This is a genomic window from Curtobacterium sp. NPDC090223, assembly GCF_044746585.1.
Classification (GTDB): domain Bacteria; phylum Actinomycetota; class Actinomycetes; order Actinomycetales; family Microbacteriaceae; genus Curtobacterium.
Genome location: NZ_JBIVCN010000010.1, coordinates 1 through 14,536 on the forward strand (window position 1 = coordinate 1; position 14,536 = coordinate 14,536).

The window sequence follows — 14,536 nt, forward strand, 5'->3', positions numbered from 1 at the left end:
GTGTTCGACGGCGCCCATTCGATGCCGCCACAGGTCTCGGATGCTGCGATAAAGCACCTGCTCACGACAAGTCAGGAACCGTCTCAATAGCCGATGGCTACCCGAGAATCGGGCTGTTCCTCACTTCGGGTCGGCGCGATGAACGGCCCGGTAGACGGTCGCTCGCGCCACACCGAACAGCTCAGCGAGGTCGCTGGTGGTGTGGGTGCCAGCACGGTGCAGCTCGACAAGGTGCTTCTCCTGTGCCTTGTTGAGCTTGGGCTTGCCGCCGCGGAGCTTGCCGGCGGCCTTCGCAATCGCCATGCCCTCGCGGGTGCGTGCCCGGATGAGGTCGGCTTCGAACTCGGCGACCATGCCGAGGACGTTGAACAGGAGTCGGCCAACAGGGTCGGTGGGGTCGTAGACCGATCCCCCGAGGTTGAGCGCGACACCCTTCTTCGTGAGCTCGTCCGCGATGTCGGTGGCGTCGCGAAGCGATCGAGCAAGTCGATCGAGCTTCGTGACGACAAGGGTGTCTCCAGCTCGAACAGAGGCGAGAGCTGATCGAAGGCCCGGGCGTTCTCGAGTGGTGCCGGACATCCCGTGATCAACGTGGATGTCCTGATCGGCGACGCCAAGGGCATGCAAGCCGTCGCGCTGCGCCGCGAGGTCCTGTCCGGAGGTCGAGACGCGGGCGTATCCGATCAGCATGACGGCAACTGTACTGTCAGCCGGACCTTCACCGGGCACTTTCGCGGGACAGCCTGTTGAGACTACGAAGCCTAGACGTTTCCTGAGTTCTCGATTCCCTTCCCCGAGGCTGCCGATGTGTGCGGGGAGCGACCGGCTGGCGGGCAGCGCAGAAGCCGCCGCAGGGCGAAAGGCAGCTGCTGCCTTTCGCCCTGCGCGTGCTAGCTTCCGTATTCGCGGATGGTGATGTTGGAGAAGGTGGCGGGGCCGCCGTCGGAGTACAGCGAGATACCTGTGTCGCCGGCGTCGAAGTTCACCTGGTTGGACAGGACCGTGTAGCCGGCGTTAACGAACACCTCGACGCTTTGCGTGTCGACGAGGATGCGGAGGTGCACGGCGCGGGCGGCCGGATCGACGGGTGCTGCAGCCCGCGTGTAGGGCGCCAACGCGAATCCTGCACGGTCGGACGGCGCGCGGTCGACGTACAGGTCGCTCCCGTACTTACCGATGTTGGTGTGTCGCGCCCCGTCCGTCGAGCGTCCGACGGAAACGCCGACGTTGGTGGCATTGGTCCACGTGACGTCGAGCTCGATCTCGTACGCGCGGCCGTTGTAGGGCAACACCACCGAACCGTTCACGGTCTGGTTCGCGACCGGCACGGTCCGCTTCGCGGTGCCCTTGAGCGCCGCGATCGGTGCACTGAGGAGGGTGTAGCGACTATCGGTCTGCTTCTGCAGCGTGATCTCGCGGACGATCGAGTTCTGGCCGTTGTACCCGTCGGATGCGTCGGTGGGGACCTGCCGGTTCGCGTACTTCCAGTTGTTCATCCAGCCGAGGCCGTACCGCTTCGTTGTCGGGGCGTCGTTGGCCGGCCAGGTGACCGCCGCGTACCAGTCCCACCCCCAGTCGAGCCATTGCGGGGTGAGGTTGTCCGCCGTGTACGTGGTGCCGTTCCAGGAGCCGGTCCAGTACGCGTACGTGCAGGGCAGCCCCTCGTTGTAGGCGTCCATGCTGCCGGCGAGAACCCAGTGTTTGGTGCCGTCATCTGCTGTGATTTGGAAGAGGTCGGGGCATTCGATGCCGCCGAGGTTGTGGTCGGGGTAGTCGAAGTTGTGCTGGAGCGTCCAGTCGATGAGGTTCTTCGAGGTGTAGAACGCGGCGTAGCGCTGCCGGCCGATGACGCAAATCCATTCGCTGCGAACGTCGTCCCAGGCCACCTTGGGGTCGCGGAACCACTCCGCGTTGGATATTTCCACGTCGGTGGTTGCGGTGCGTCCGTCGGTGTTGACGATGACGGGGTTCGGTCGGGCGGTGAACGTGAAGCCGCCGTCGGTGGAGTAGAAGAGGTACTGCTCCTGGTACTTCCGGACGCCTCCGGTGGGGCGGGTGGCTAGCGCGATGACGGCGCCGGCGCCGTAGCCGGCGGTGTTGTTCGTGTCGATCAGGGTGCAGCCGGTCCAGGTGGGCAGGTTCGTCTGGAGGGGGATGACGGTGCCCTGGAAGGTGAAGTTGATGCCGTCGGTGGTGGAGACGTGGTCCCATCCGCCGTCCCCGTTGTCGACGTCGGAGTGCAGGTAGTACAGCTGGTAGGCGCCCCGGGTGAACACGGGGCGCTGTGGGTCGGACAGCCACCCGGAGGGCGGGGTCATGTGGTACTTCGCGCGGAATGATGTCGCTGCGGTGGCTGACGTGGAGGCGGATCCTGCGGTGGCAGCCTGCGCTGCTTCAGCGGGTGCCGCGGTGGCGAACAGCGCCAGGGCGCCGATTCCGGCGCCCTGGAAGAGGGCTCGGCGGTGGATTTCAGAGGTCATCGTTGACTCCGGTTCGAGGGTTGGTTGGTCCTGCGGTGTGGGTGAGCGCGGTTGGTTCAATGGCGGTTTCGTACGGTGTCTGAGGTTGCGTGAGCGCGTCACGGATGATGCGGCGCGGGTCGTAGCGGCGTGGATTGAGTTCGGACCAGTCGATGTCGACCCCGGTCTGCTCTTCGATCTGCGCTTTGGTCGTGTCAGCCCATCCCCGCAGCTGACGCAAGAAGGCGTTGAGCTGTCTGGTGTGGGCGGCTAGCCGAGCCGGTCCGAGACACAACCCGGCGATGACGGCGATGACGGCGATGACGGCGATGACGAGCAGTTTCTCGACGTCCACGGTGCTTCCTCGTCAGCTCGCCCGAGAGCAGCTCACTCGTGCGACGGCACGGTGCCGTCGTGTACGACCGGGGCGCTGGCCGGGTCGGAGCTTTTCTTGTTGTCGCTGGCATGGATCTCGCTGCGGAAGATGTTGAGCGACTGCCCGAGCCCTTTTGCCAGGGCGGGCAGCTTGGTGGCGCCGAAGAGGAGTATGACGATGCCGAGGATGATGAGCAGGTGGATGCCGGTGAGGTTGCCGAGCATGATGAGTCCTTCGTGTGCAGACGGCGCAGCGGACGCTACGTCACGGGGTGGTGGTTGAGGAAGCTGCCGCGAGACGGCGAGCAAGACGATGGTCGTGCAGCCAAGCGACCGCGCACGCTGCGAGGTAGAGCACGCCCATCGGGATAGCGAGCAAGAACATCGACGCGATGTCTGCGGATGGTGTGACGAGTGCGGTGAAGATGAGGATGCAGAGCACAGCAATGCGCCACGCACCGAGGATCGCGTTCGCGGTGAGGACCCCGACGAAGTTCAGCAGGACGAGGACCACCGGCAGGACGAACGCGATGCCGACGGCGAGGACAAGCTTCACGGCGAAGTCGTAGTACGCCTTCGCGTCGACGATCGAGGTGTCCTGGTGGGCGACGAAGCTGCCGAGGATCTGCACGATGTGCGGCAGGACGTACCAGCCGAACCAGCATCCGCCAAGGAAGAGGGGAATCGCGGATCCGACAAACCCGACGGCGTAGAGCTTTTCCTTCCGCACCAGCGCAGGAACGATGAACGCCCAGACTTGGTACAGCCAGACAGGGCTGGCGATGACGACCGCGATGGTGATCGTGATTTGGAGGCGCAAATCAAAGGCGCCGCTGATGGCGGGGAAGTTCAGTTCCGCGGTGTGACCGCCGCCGGCGTTTGCGAGCTCGGTGACGGGTGCGCGGAGTTGATCGAGCACGAACGGTGTGAGGAACCAGCCGATGACCGCGGAGACTGCGATGGCGAGCACTGCGCGGAAGAGCCGCTTCCGGAGCTCGTTGAGGTGCTGCCCGAGTGACATCGTTCCGGCGGCGGGGCGCTCCTGCCGCGTCGTCCCGCGGGGAACGGACGGGGCGCTCATCTGGTGGGCTCGCCCAGTGCTGTAAGCACGTCATCGGCGGTTGGTAGATCCGCACCACGACGGCTCACGGTGATCGCCGCGGCGCTGGCGCTGACCTGCCCGAGTCGTGTCAGCGCGATGGAGTCCAGGGCGTCGAGCGTGCCGATGGTGTCCTGGAGTTGCCAGATGAGGGTGGCCATGTACGTGTCGCCGGCCCCGACCGTGTCGACGACGTCGACACGGTCGCTGGGCACGGCGATCCGCTCTCGTGCGGTGGTGAGCGTTGCGCCGGCGGCACCGGTGGTGATGGCGGCCAGCGTGACGCCGAGCTCGAGGAGCCGGTCGAGGACGACGTGGGCGCTGTCGCCTGGGTAGAGCCAGGCGGCGTCCTCGTCGGAGAGTTTCAGCACAGTGGTGTCCGCAGCGAGCTGCTCGAACCGAACCCGTTCTGCTACCGCATCTCCGAGAAGCGCGGGTCGGATGTTCGGATCGAACGAGACGATGCCACCGGCGGTTGCGGTGCGTCGAACGAGCTCTCGCACTTTGCCCGCTCCGGGCTGCAGGAATGCGCCGATCGATCCGATGTGCAGCCATCGAGGCGTGTCCTGCAGGTGCGGCAGGTCCCATTCGATGCCGAACTCGTAGGTAGGCTGACCGTCCGGAGCAAGCCGGACTGTCGCAGCGGAGGTTTTCGTGGCACCGAAGACGCCTGGCACCAGCTCGACCCCTGATGCCTCGAGGTGATCTGCGACCTGGTTGCCGCGAGCGTCGTTCCCGAGCCACGTGGCGAACTCGACCGGCGCGCCGAGCCGTCCGAGCCCGAGAGCGACGTTCGCGGGGCTCCCGCCGGGGATCTCCCGTGTGGCGTCGTCGTGGACGATGTCGACGAGGGCTTCTCCCGCAACGGTAATTCGATGCACAGTCATCTCCTTCGATGATTGGGAACGAGGTGGTGTCGGCGAACCTGTCGGCGCCGCTCCGCTAGATCGAGGCGGATCCAGCCGTGGCGTCGGCGGCGGGAGCTGAAACAGTTGTGACGCTCGGCTTGAGATGCCACGCCAGCGCCTGATTTGGGGCTTCCACGCTCCACGGCGGCGCCTGCGTCGGGTAGACGCGCGTGGTGACGGAACGTCCTGCGCTGGTGAACAGTTCGAGAACCGAACCGTCCAGCAGCACTCGGACTGCGGGTCGGTCCGCGGTCCGGTCGAAGGGAGCACGAATCACCGCCGGGCTCGGGTCAGCGCGGTGATCCGTGCTGGCGTGCGCCCGGTCGACGGTGAGGGTGTCTGCATCGACGTCGACCGTGATGTCGAGGTATTCGGCATCGGAGAAGCGCAGCCGGATGCAGCCGGTGATGGCGACGGGCAGCACGATTTCGGCTTGCGCGCCGATGCGAGCACCGTTTGCAGCCTGCGAGCTGCCGGCGCGAAGGGCGTCGATTGCGGGGTGGGGTTCGGTGCCGAGTCGACCGTTCGTGATCCACGCCCGGCGCGGTAGAGAGATCGCGCCGGACCAGCCTGCTTGCTCGGTCCACTGCTCGGTTCGGCCTTCGGTGACCCATCCGAAGAGCACCGGCCCCCACGAGCTGGTCCGCATCACGGAAGCTGCGTAGAAGTGCTGCCCTTCATCGACTTTGAACGGCGAAGGAGACACGGCCAGCGGGATGGCGACCACCTCGCCCGGGCCGGCGGCGTGGGACCAGGACGCCACGATCGCGATGTCGATGCCGTCGACGGTGAGAATCTGTGGGCACTCCCACCCTTCGCCGGTATCGATGCCGTTGACCGTGTCGCGTGCCATCGACACCAGATCGCCCGCGTGGCTCCAGCTGATGCCGTCGACGGATCGGTAGTGGCGGACAGACGCGGTGTGATTCCTGGCCGCCGCGCCGACCGCCATCGACCATCCGTCATCCGTTTGCCAGACGAATGGGTCGCGGAACATGGTGATCGCCTCGTCAGCAGACGGGTCGGCGACGACCTGCACGGGAGGGCCGAACGTTATCCCACCGTCGGTGGATTCGGCGAGGAGGACCGACTGGAACGGACTGTGATCGACTTTGCCGGAGTAGTAGGCGCGCACGGTGCCGTTGTGCAGAACCGTGTTACCAGACCATGCGCCGCCGGAGTCGGCGCCACCGGGGACGGGGACGATCGCCGGCCGGTGGAGCGTCCAGTGCACGAGATCGTCGCTGGTGGCGTGGCCCCACTCGACGGGGATCTCGAGGTCCACCCGCGGCCGGGACTGGAAGTACAGGTGCGCCTGCCCGCCGATGTCGATGGGGCCGTTCGGATCGTTGACGTACCCACGAGGGAGTCGGACGTGGAACTGCGGAAGGAGGTGGTCTGCTGCGGTCACGGCGGGTGCGGCTTCCTGGGGTGCTGGTGGCAGGGCGTGGAGGTCGGTCATCGGGACGACCCTGCGGTGACGCCTTCGATGAAGTACCGCTGCGCGAAGATGAACAGCAGCACGCTCGGAATCATGGTCAGCACGACGCCTGCGAGGACGACTGAGATCGATCCGGTGCCGAGGTTCCCCTGCAGGCCGACGAGCCCGAGCGGCAGGGTGAAGGTGTCCTGCTGGTTGAGGAAGATCAGCGGCCGGTAGTACTCGGCCCAGAAGCCGGAGAAGTTGAGAATCGCCAGCGTCGCGATCGCCGGGCTGGCCATCCGCGAGTACACGTGCCAGAACACCCCGAACTGGCTCGCGCCGTCGATGCGGGCCGCCTCCCCGAGCTCCTTGGGCATCTGCATGAAGTACTGGCGCATGAGGAACGTCCCGAACGCGCTGCCGAGCGCGGGGACGATCAGGGACGCGATGGAACCGGTCAGCCCCAAGTCCTTCAGGATGACGAACACGGGGATGATGATCGTCTGGATCGGCACCATCATCGTGGCGAGGAAGATGCCGAAGATGGTGTTCTTCCCGGGGAAGCTGATCATCGCGAAGGCGTACCCGGACAAGGTGCAGGTGATGGTCTGTCCGACGACGATGAGCAACGTCACGAGAACGCTGTTGACGAAGAACTGCCCGATCGGGATCTGGTTGAACACCGCCGCGTAGTTGCCGAAGTCCCACGAGAGCGGGATCCACTGCGGCGGGTTCTGGAACGACTCCGCCGGGGTGCGCAGCGAGGTGGTCAGCGTCCAGAGCAGTGGCCCAAGGGCGAACACGGCGGCGATGATCAGGATGATCATCCCAAGGATGCTTCCCACCTTGGCGACGGGCTTGCGGCGCCGAACGATGTGGCTTACGGCCGGCTGCGCGACGGTTTCCGGGGCGTGCAGCGGGTTGAGGGTGTCAGTGGTCGTCATTGGTAGAACACCAGCTTTCGTGCGGCGATGAACTGGATCCCGGTGATGATGCCGATGATGACCAGCAGCAGGATCGCGATGGCCGAGGCAAACCCGAACTGCAGGTTCTGGAAGCCGGCCTGGTACATGGAGATCGTCGCGGTCGTCGTTGCGGTGCCCGGTCCACCCTTAGTCATGATGAACGGCTGATCGAACAGCTGCATCGCGTTGATCATCGCGATCACGGTGGCGAACAGGATCGTCGGGCTGATGAGCGGAATCTTGATTCGGAACAGGGTCCGCCAGGGGCCGGCGCCGTCGATCGCTGCGGCTTCCTGCACGTCGACCGGCACCGCGAGGAGTGCAGCGACGAAGAGCACGAACGTGAAGCCGACCTGCTGCCAGACCACCACCATCACGACCGTGACCTTCGCCCAGAACGGGTCGTTCAGCCAGTGCGCGCCGGGCAGCCCAATCTCGTTGAGGTAGTAGTTGATGAGGCCGAACTTGGTGTCGAAGATGTAGCCCATGAAGATCGACACGGCGGCGGTTGAAGCCAACAGCGGCAGGTAGAACGACGTGCGGAAGAACACGCGGGTGGCGTTGCGCTTCCGGTTGTTCGCTAGCACCGCCAGGAGCAGGCCGAGCGAGATCTGCAGCACGACGATGGCGATCGCGAGGGCGACGGTCACACCGAACGACGCTAGGACCGGCCCGTCGGTGAAAAGCCGCTTGTAGTTGTCGAACCCGACCCACTTGGGGCTGCTGATGACGTCCCACGAGGTGAACGAGAGCCCGAGGGAGGCGAGGATGGGGATGAGGGTGAACACGGCGACGAAGATCACCGCGAACCCGATCATCAGGAACCCGAACGTGGACTCACGTCGGCGGGCGCGCTTGGCCGCTGGCCGGCGGGCTGCGACCTTGGCAGCCCGCCGGATTGGTGTTTCTGTTGCTGCTGTCATCACGAAGCCTGCGAGGCTGCCTTCTCGATGTCTGCCTGGAGGCCGTCGAGCGCCTTCTTGGCGTTCCCGGACGAGATCGCCTGGGTGGTGCGCTGGTTGAGGGCGGTCGCGAGGGCGTTGTAGTACGGCGGTGCGGAGATCGGCACCGAGTTGTCGAGCTGGTCGTAAAACACCGACCAGTGCTCCGGCCCGGTTGTCTTGTACCGCTCGGCGGTCATCAGCGACTTCTGTGCCGGTGTGGTGACGTTGCCGGGCCAGAGGGCGTCGAAGCTCTCCGGCTGCACCATGACCTTGATGACCTCGAACGCGAGTTCCTTGTTCTTGGAAGAGTTGAAGATGCCGTATCCACCGGCGCCGAAGAGCGACTTGTTGCTCTTCCACGTGGGGAACTCGACGACATCGAAGCTGCCGTTCTTCATCCCGGCGTTGTGGAGGCCACCGGCCCAGAAGCCGCCACCGATGGTCATACCGATCCGTCCGGATGCCATCAGACCCTGCAGCGTGGCGCCACCGCCAACGTCGGGCGACGGGGACGCACCGGACTTCTGCAGGTCGATGACGTACTGCAGCGCCTCGATGGCGGCATCGGAGTTCGCCGTAGGGTCACCCCACTTCCAACCGCCCTTGCGTCCGGAGACACCGATCGGGTTGTCGGAGAAGGCCTTGCTGTTCCACAGCCAGTCGCCGCCGGAGTACTTGCCCTCCTCGAGCAGGTTCCCGTCGTTAGCGTAGAGGAACGAGGTCCAGCTGCCCCAGAGGCGAACGACCCAGTCGAAGGCGTAGGTGCCGCCGCCGACCTTTGCGATGCTCCCAGCCGAGGAGTGGAAGTCGTCCATCGACCACTTGCTCGTCGGGCGGGACAGGCCAGCCTTGTCGAACAGGTCGGTGGAGTAGAACATGCTGCCCGCGTTGAAGCTGTCGGGCAGCGTGTAGAGGTGCCCCTGGTACATCGTCGACTCGAGCAGCGCCGGGTGGGCGCCGGTGAAGTAGGTGTGTAGGTCCGAGAGGTTATTCGTGACGTAGTCGTCGAGCGGGGTGAGGAGGTTCTTCGACGCGAGCAGCTGCTGCCCCTCGGTTGCCACGCTGACGATGTCCGGCACGTCACCCGAGGCGATCTGAGTGAGCACCTTCGCGAGGAAGTCGTTCCAGTCGGTGCCGTTAATCGCCGTGACCTGCAGACTCGCCTTCTTGTCGAGGGCCTTGATCTTCGGCTCGATGGCCTTCTGCAGGGCGGTCGCCGCGCTCTGCTCGCCGAAGTAGAGCATCTTCACCGTGCCGGAGCTGCTGCCCCCGCCGCCGGTAGTCGAGCATGCAGCCAGCGATCCGATGCCGGCCAGCGCGAGTCCTGCGCCGCCGAACTTGAACAGCGTGCGCCGGTCGATCGGGGTGCTGAAGCCGTTCGCCATGGGTCGCTCCTCTCTGAGCGATCGTGACCCCGCTAGGTCGGGGCCAATACGTATTTACAGGGCGAGCGTACACAGCCCTTCAGTGCGACGCAATACGTATTTGTTCTGGCATGATGATGGCAACGGAGGAGGGTCGATGGCGAACCGCAAGCAGACAACGCAGTCACAGCGCGTCACCATGAAGGACGTCGCGCGCCACGCTGGCGTGTCCCAGCCGACGGTGTCGTTCGTCCTTAACGATCGCCGGGACGTTTCAATCGCTGCTGAGACGCGCACTCGTGTCCTCGAGGCCGCGAAGGAGCTGAACTTCCAGCCCAACCGGGCGGCGCAGTCGCTGCGATCGAATCGGTCCTACACAGTCGGTGTGATCGCCGACCGGCTTGTCTCCCAGCCCTACGCGGGTCACATCGTGCTCGGCGTGCAGCAGGCCGTGCAGGAGGCCGGGTACGTGTGCTTTGTGGTCGAGACCGCGCAGACGTCCGACGGAGGCAAAGCGGCCGTCGAGAACCTCGTCCGGCAAGGAGTCGCCGGCCTGGTCTACGCAGCGCCCGGGCCCGAGTACGTCACCCCGGTTGCCGGACTCGACGCGGTCCCGACGGTCTTCGTCAACTGCTTCCCGCCCGAGGACGCACCCGCAGTCACCGTGCTCGCCGACGAGTACCAGGGCGGGTACGACGCCGCCGCCGCTGTCTTCGCAGCCGGCCACACCACCGTCGCCTTCCTCGGCGGCCCTGAGGACGACTACGCCTGCCAAGAACGAAAGCGCGGACTCGACCGCGCCGCCGCCGACGCGGGCATCCCGTCGACACAGATCAGCATCACGTTCGGCACGTTCCAGGTGGGATCCGGCTACGACCTCGCGGTAGAGGTTCTCGACGATGCAGACAACCGTCCCACGGCGATCATCTGCGGTAACGACCGCATGGCGGTCGGCGCGCTGATGGCGGCTCAGGCGCTGGGGATGCGATGCCCGGAGGACATCAGCATCGTCGGCTTCGACGACCAACCCGACCTCGCCGACCAGATGCATCCACCGCTCACCACCGTCGCACTGCCGCACCAGCAGATGGGCTTCAAGGCCGGGATGCTGCTCCTGGCGGAGGCGGAACAGCCCGGCCGGCACCTCGTGCCCTGCGCATACGTCTCCCGCAGCTCGCTCGCAGCCCCACGACCCGAAGGAACCTAAGTGACTCCCCCGTCCAGTACCCACTTCCAGCCCCCGAACGGTTACGTCGGCGACGTCATCCCGTTCGAACACGACGGAACGGCGTGGCTGTTCTACCTCCTCGACGAACGACCAGACGCTCCGCCGCTCGAACGAGCGACGGGCATGCCCTGGGCAGTCGTGACCACGACCGACTTCGTCACCTTCACGGACGAGGGGGTCGTGCTTCCCTCGGGCGGCCCCGACGCGAGCGACTTTGACTGCTACACCGGCAGCGTTGTTCGTGATGAGGAGGGAACGCTGCACTTGTTCTACACGGGGCACAATCCCCGTATCAAGACCGGACCCGATGGCGGCTTCAAGGACGCGCAGGTTGTCGCGCACGCGACGTCATCCGGTGATCTGACCGACTGGACCAAGCATCCCGAGTGGGACTTCCCCGCACTCGCTGGCTACTCCCCCGAAGATTGGCGAGACCCTTTCGTCTTCCGTCCCAATGCCGACCGGCCCTGGCAGATGCTCCTCGCCACTCGGCGACCGGACGAGCCGTATCGGCGTTCCGGCGTCGTGGCACGGCTCGAGTCCGATGACCTCGTCTCGTGGCGGGATGCCGAGCCGATCTGGGAACCGCACCGCTTCATCACGCAGGAGTGCCCTGACGTATTCCAGTGGGGTGAGTGGTGGTACCTGGTGTACTCGGAGTTCTCCGACGCATTCTGCACCCGCTACCGCATCGCGAAGTCACCGGACGGCCCATGGTTCGCGCCGGCTGATGACACCGTCGACGGCCGAGCCTTCTACGCCGCGAAGACCGTCGCGCTCGGCGACCGCCGGTACTTTGTCGGGTGGATCGCGTCGAAGGAGGACCGGCGTGATGGCGGCGCGTGGCAGTGGGCCGGCACCATGGCGACGCTGCAGGCCCACCAGCGCGCCGACGGGACGTTGCGGTTCGACCTTCCAGAGGGCATTAAAGCCGCGTACACGAACGAGGTCGACATCACGGCGCGCCTCGAACCGGTCAACGATCCTGCCGCAGCGGTGGGTGCTGGCGCAACGACCCGATACGCGGCTTGGATCGGGCCGGAACTCCCGTCCGAGGCGCTGGTGGCCGTGGACCTCACGCTCGACGCGGACACCAGGTCGGTTGGGGTGCTCCTGCGCACCAGCGACGATGGCGAACAGGGGTACGCACTCCGCCTCGAGCCGGATCGGAACCGGCTCGTGTTGGACCGTTGGCCGCGCGGCAGAACCGGTGGGGAGCAGTGGCAGATCCTCGGCGACGTTCCGCACGCCGTCGAGCTCGAGCGCCCTGTAAAGCTTGCGGCCGGCGCGCATCACCTCGAGGTGCACTTGGACGGGGACGTCTGTGTCGCCGTCGTCGACGGGGCCGTCGCGTTGAGCGCGCGCCTCTACGATCGCCCCGCGGGGCGCGTCGGTGTCTTCGTGCAGGACGGCGTATTCACTCTTGATCGTCTGACGGTCAGTACTCGCTAGCGCCAGCATCGACGAAGTGCGCCTGCACCGCATCACGGGGCAGGCGCACTTCGTTCGTTGCGTTACTTCCAGATCGACTTGGGGGTCCAGGCTCGGAGGTCAGGCATGAACTCGACCACCACGCTCGGAGGTCAATCGGCTACCGCACATCCGTTGCCGGCTTCGGGCCGCGCGGTCGTGGAAAGCCGCGCCTCGCTGCGGCGTCATTCCACTGCGCCGAGGTGGTCTTACGGATGGCCTGGTGAAAGCCGTTGTGATCGTGCGGCAGCTCGCAGCGGTACCGCCACCATACCGACGGGTAGGGCTCGGCGGAGGGCATGGATGAAAAGTAGCCATCGTCCCACCGCTGGAGCGAATCGGCTGTTATGTCGAAGCTGTCGCGTCGCACTCCGTGCTGCCCAGGTTCGGGCCGATGCGGATCGAGTGCGTAGCGCGCGCTGCGACACCGTCGGTGGAGCGCAATGAAACGATGCCAGCGCGGGAACGGGCTTAAGGACTTCGCGTCGAGGAGATCGCGGGGAGCTCGCCGAGAGTGGATGTCTGCCCCGACGAAGCCGGGCCGCCTGTACCCCGATTTACTAGGCTATCTAGGTATTGTTTGGGCGTAATCCGTGAGGTAGGTGATCATCGTGAACGAGCAGACGTACGACGAGTCTGGGTATTGGTATCCCGACCGTGCTTCCCGCTCCGGGATCCAGCTGCTGAACCTGATGCGGCAGTACCGTTCCGCCGAAATCGAGATGCGACAGCGGACCCGCAAGAGCATGCGGATGAACCAAACAGACATGGAGGCAGTCCGCTACCTCCTCCGTGCCGGCGAACGTGGTACACAGGTGAACTCCACCGAGCTGGCCGCGCACCTCGGCATCACCTCCGCCTCTACGACCGCGGTGGTGAAACGTCTCGTCGCATCGGGCCATGTCGAGCGTCACGCTGACCCGTCTGATGGCCGTGGCGTGCTCCTCACTGCAACGGGGCACACCGACGAAGAAGTCCGCACCACCCTCACAGACGTGCACGCACGCATGATCGCTGCAGCGGACCGGCTCTCCCCGCAAACGGTCAAGGAGATGAGCGGCTTCTTCACCGACATGATCAACGCCATGCACGCCGACGCCACCAACGCCGAGCTCCGAGCTGACGACGCGCGACCCGTAGCGACGCCGGCATCGACGCCTCATCCAGGACGTTAGCGGTGCCCGAGTATCCACTGTGCGTACACACCAGATCACATAGTTAGACAAACTAGGTTTCTCACTGCATGCTGATGTCGTCCTCGCGGAGCGTCGCGCGGCAGACATGGGAAGGGTCAGCAATGAGCGCGATCAACGCAATGCACTCGCAGTTCTCGGAGGTGCGAGAAGCAACACGTGGACGCCTGCTGGCCATCCTCGCAACCAGCTCCGGGATCGTCGCCGTCACCGTCGCATCCGCTGCTGCGATCGTCGTTACGGTCGGAGCGTGAGCGCGATGGACCTGACGAACCTGCAGGCGCACCCGCACGAGTGGCACCGCCGTGGCATGCGTCACCCCGCCGAGATTGAGGCGCTGGTGTACACCCGCACGAACGGCAATATCCCGCCGGAGCCGTCCTACGGCGACTTCTTCCGAGCAGCCTGACCCCACAAGCCCCAAGAGCCCACGATCAACGTCTGCTCTTGCCCCGTTGACATCCCAGTCGGCGCATAGCGCGGCCCCCACCGGAGTACCGGCGGGGGCCGTCTGCTGTCTCGCGCCCACCCGCTCCCCGAACTAGCGCCCAGGCGCAACCGGCAGCCCTGACGGCAGACTCCTCACGAACAGACCGCCGGCTCCGACAGCGCACTTCAGTGGCTTTGCGAAGGATTCGACGTTCTACCTGGACCACACGAGGAGCCGGCGTCTGCATGCGGCCGATGGCAGATCTCCTACCGTCCACCGTTCGACGGGCGGCACCCGAAGCGCCACAACCACACTCCGGCGCCAAGCCACAGGATGCCGGGCACCGTGTCGAGCAGCACCAACAGCAGGTCGACGTCGGGACCGGCAAGACGCGCGACCGACGTCGCGATGACGACCACGCCGAAGACGAGCGCGATGGATCCCAGCACTTTCGCACTGGACGAGCTCCTACAACACCATGACCCTCGAACAGGTCACATTTCCTACAACAAATATCACGATGCGGTAACGGGGTACGGGATTCCAATCTCCTCGCCGGAGGGCGCCGAATAGCTTGCACATACCGGGAAACACCCGGAGCGCTCACCAGCCGCAGGTAGCTGGTTCTCCACCCTCAAGCGGGGTGTGTTCGGCGTGCACACAGCAAAGGACTCACTC

At 65.4% G+C, this 14,536-nt stretch carries 16 protein-coding genes; 5 read left to right on the forward strand and 11 right to left on the reverse strand.

Annotation, left to right across the window (positions count from 1 at the left end; translation table 11 throughout):
* Positions 1-120 precede the first annotated feature (120 nt).
* The 10 genes from ACIPJY_RS17930 to ACIPJY_RS17975 all read right to left on the reverse strand — a co-directional run bounded on the left by ACIPJY_RS17930 (position 121) and on the right by ACIPJY_RS17975 (position 9,558).
* Positions 121-690 (reverse strand): recombinase family protein, encoded by a 570-nt coding sequence (locus ACIPJY_RS17930; protein WP_175325044.1) that lies wholly within the window; start codon positions 688-690, stop codon positions 121-123.
* A 200-nt stretch (positions 691-890) separates the two neighbouring features.
* On the reverse strand, positions 891-2,480 hold the full coding sequence (locus tag ACIPJY_RS17935; protein ID WP_400467657.1) for a glycoside hydrolase family 32 protein: 1,590 nt from the start codon (positions 2,478-2,480) through the stop codon (positions 891-893).
* A complete protein-coding gene (locus tag ACIPJY_RS17940; protein WP_400467659.1) occupies positions 2,470-2,814 on the reverse strand; it encodes a preprotein translocase subunit TatA in 345 nt (114 codons plus the stop codon). The genes ACIPJY_RS17935 and ACIPJY_RS17940 overlap by 11 nt, the downstream gene beginning before the upstream one ends.
* A 32-nt stretch (positions 2,815-2,846) precedes the next feature.
* On the reverse strand, positions 2,847-3,059 hold the full coding sequence (locus ACIPJY_RS17945; protein WP_400467661.1) for a twin-arginine translocase TatA/TatE family subunit: 213 nt from the start codon (positions 3,057-3,059) through the stop codon (positions 2,847-2,849).
* Positions 3,060-3,099: 40 nt separating this feature from the next.
* Positions 3,100-3,915, reverse strand: coding sequence for a twin-arginine translocase subunit TatC (gene tatC / locus ACIPJY_RS17950; RefSeq protein ID WP_400468251.1), 816 nt, complete (start codon positions 3,913-3,915; stop codon positions 3,100-3,102).
* On the reverse strand, positions 3,912-4,820 hold the full coding sequence (locus tag ACIPJY_RS17955; protein ID WP_400467665.1) for a carbohydrate kinase: 909 nt from the start codon (positions 4,818-4,820) through the stop codon (positions 3,912-3,914). The genes tatC and ACIPJY_RS17955 overlap by 4 nt, the downstream gene beginning before the upstream one ends.
* A 55-nt stretch (positions 4,821-4,875) precedes the next feature.
* Entirely contained in the window at positions 4,876-6,303 is a 1,428-nt protein-coding gene (locus tag ACIPJY_RS17960) for a glycoside hydrolase family 32 protein (protein WP_400467667.1), read from the reverse strand.
* The gene (locus ACIPJY_RS17965) at positions 6,300-7,208 is read right to left on the reverse strand and encodes a carbohydrate ABC transporter permease (RefSeq protein WP_131847224.1); all 909 of its coding nucleotides are present in this window, start codon (positions 7,206-7,208) and stop codon (positions 6,300-6,302) included. The genes ACIPJY_RS17960 and ACIPJY_RS17965 overlap by 4 nt, the downstream gene beginning before the upstream one ends.
* Complete coding sequence (locus tag ACIPJY_RS17970) at positions 7,205-8,152, reverse strand: carbohydrate ABC transporter permease (protein WP_400467670.1); 948 nt, start codon at positions 8,150-8,152, stop codon at positions 7,205-7,207. The genes ACIPJY_RS17965 and ACIPJY_RS17970 overlap by 4 nt, the downstream gene beginning before the upstream one ends.
* Positions 8,152-9,558 carry an ABC transporter substrate-binding protein gene (locus ACIPJY_RS17975; protein ID WP_400467672.1) on the reverse strand — a complete coding sequence of 469 codons (1,407 nt, stop codon included), beginning with the start codon at positions 9,556-9,558 and terminating at the stop codon, positions 8,152-8,154. The genes ACIPJY_RS17970 and ACIPJY_RS17975 overlap by 1 nt, the downstream gene beginning before the upstream one ends.
* Before the next feature lie 136 nt (positions 9,559-9,694).
* On the opposite strand from ACIPJY_RS17975, the gene ACIPJY_RS17980 reads away from it, so the two are divergent.
* The 5 genes from ACIPJY_RS17980 to ACIPJY_RS18000 all read left to right on the forward strand — a co-directional run bounded on the left by ACIPJY_RS17980 (position 9,695) and on the right by ACIPJY_RS18000 (position 13,837).
* Complete coding sequence (locus tag ACIPJY_RS17980; RefSeq protein ID WP_400467674.1) at positions 9,695-10,744, forward strand: LacI family DNA-binding transcriptional regulator; 1,050 nt, start codon at positions 9,695-9,697, stop codon at positions 10,742-10,744.
* A complete protein-coding gene (locus ACIPJY_RS17985) occupies positions 10,745-12,217 on the forward strand; it encodes a GH32 C-terminal domain-containing protein (RefSeq protein ID WP_400467676.1) in 1,473 nt (490 codons plus the stop codon).
* A 629-nt stretch (positions 12,218-12,846) separates the two neighbouring features.
* A complete protein-coding gene (locus ACIPJY_RS17990) occupies positions 12,847-13,410 on the forward strand; it encodes a MarR family winged helix-turn-helix transcriptional regulator (protein WP_400467678.1) in 564 nt (187 codons plus the stop codon).
* A gap of 122 nt (positions 13,411-13,532) precedes the next feature.
* Positions 13,533-13,682 (forward strand): hypothetical protein, encoded by a 150-nt coding sequence (locus ACIPJY_RS17995; protein ID WP_400467680.1) that lies wholly within the window; start codon positions 13,533-13,535, stop codon positions 13,680-13,682.
* Positions 13,679-13,837, forward strand: a complete 159-nt coding sequence (locus ACIPJY_RS18000; RefSeq protein WP_400467682.1) for a hypothetical protein — start codon at positions 13,679-13,681, stop codon at positions 13,835-13,837. The genes ACIPJY_RS17995 and ACIPJY_RS18000 overlap by 4 nt, the downstream gene beginning before the upstream one ends.
* Positions 13,838-14,124: 287 nt before the next feature.
* Here the strand turns inward: ACIPJY_RS18000 and ACIPJY_RS18005 are convergent, their stop codons facing one another.
* A complete protein-coding gene (locus tag ACIPJY_RS18005) occupies positions 14,125-14,307 on the reverse strand; it encodes a hypothetical protein (RefSeq protein ID WP_400467684.1) in 183 nt (60 codons plus the stop codon).
* Positions 14,308-14,536 lie beyond the last annotated feature (229 nt).

Excerpts from the sequence above, each read along its gene's own strand:
- ACIPJY_RS17955 (WP_400467665.1), bottom strand. The coding sequence starts at position 4,820 with ATGACTGTGCATCGAATTACCGTTGCGGGAGAAGCCCTCGTCGACATC.
- ACIPJY_RS17965 (WP_131847224.1), bottom strand. The coding sequence starts at position 7,208 with ATGACGACCACTGACACCCTCAACCCGCTGCACGCCCCGGAAACCGTC.
- tatC (WP_400468251.1), bottom strand. The coding sequence starts at position 3,915 with ATGAGCGCCCCGTCCGTTCCCCGCGGGACGACGCGGCAGGAGCGCCCC.
- ACIPJY_RS17980 (WP_400467674.1), top strand. The coding sequence starts at position 9,695 with ATGGCGAACCGCAAGCAGACAACGCAGTCACAGCGCGTCACCATGAAG.
- ACIPJY_RS17935 (WP_400467657.1), bottom strand. The coding sequence starts at position 2,480 with ATGACCTCTGAAATCCACCGCCGAGCCCTCTTCCAGGGCGCCGGAATC.
- ACIPJY_RS17930 (WP_175325044.1), bottom strand. The coding sequence starts at position 690 with ATGCTGATCGGATACGCCCGCGTCTCGACCTCCGGACAGGACCTCGCG.
- ACIPJY_RS17975 (WP_400467672.1), bottom strand. The coding sequence starts at position 9,558 with ATGGCGAACGGCTTCAGCACCCCGATCGACCGGCGCACGCTGTTCAAG.
- ACIPJY_RS17945 (WP_400467661.1), bottom strand. The coding sequence starts at position 3,059 with ATGCTCGGCAACCTCACCGGCATCCACCTGCTCATCATCCTCGGCATC.
- ACIPJY_RS17970 (WP_400467670.1), bottom strand. The coding sequence starts at position 8,152 with ATGACAGCAGCAACAGAAACACCAATCCGGCGGGCTGCCAAGGTCGCA.
- ACIPJY_RS17960 (WP_400467667.1), bottom strand. The coding sequence starts at position 6,303 with ATGACCGACCTCCACGCCCTGCCACCAGCACCCCAGGAAGCCGCACCC.
- ACIPJY_RS17995 (WP_400467680.1), top strand. The coding sequence starts at position 13,533 with ATGAGCGCGATCAACGCAATGCACTCGCAGTTCTCGGAGGTGCGAGAA.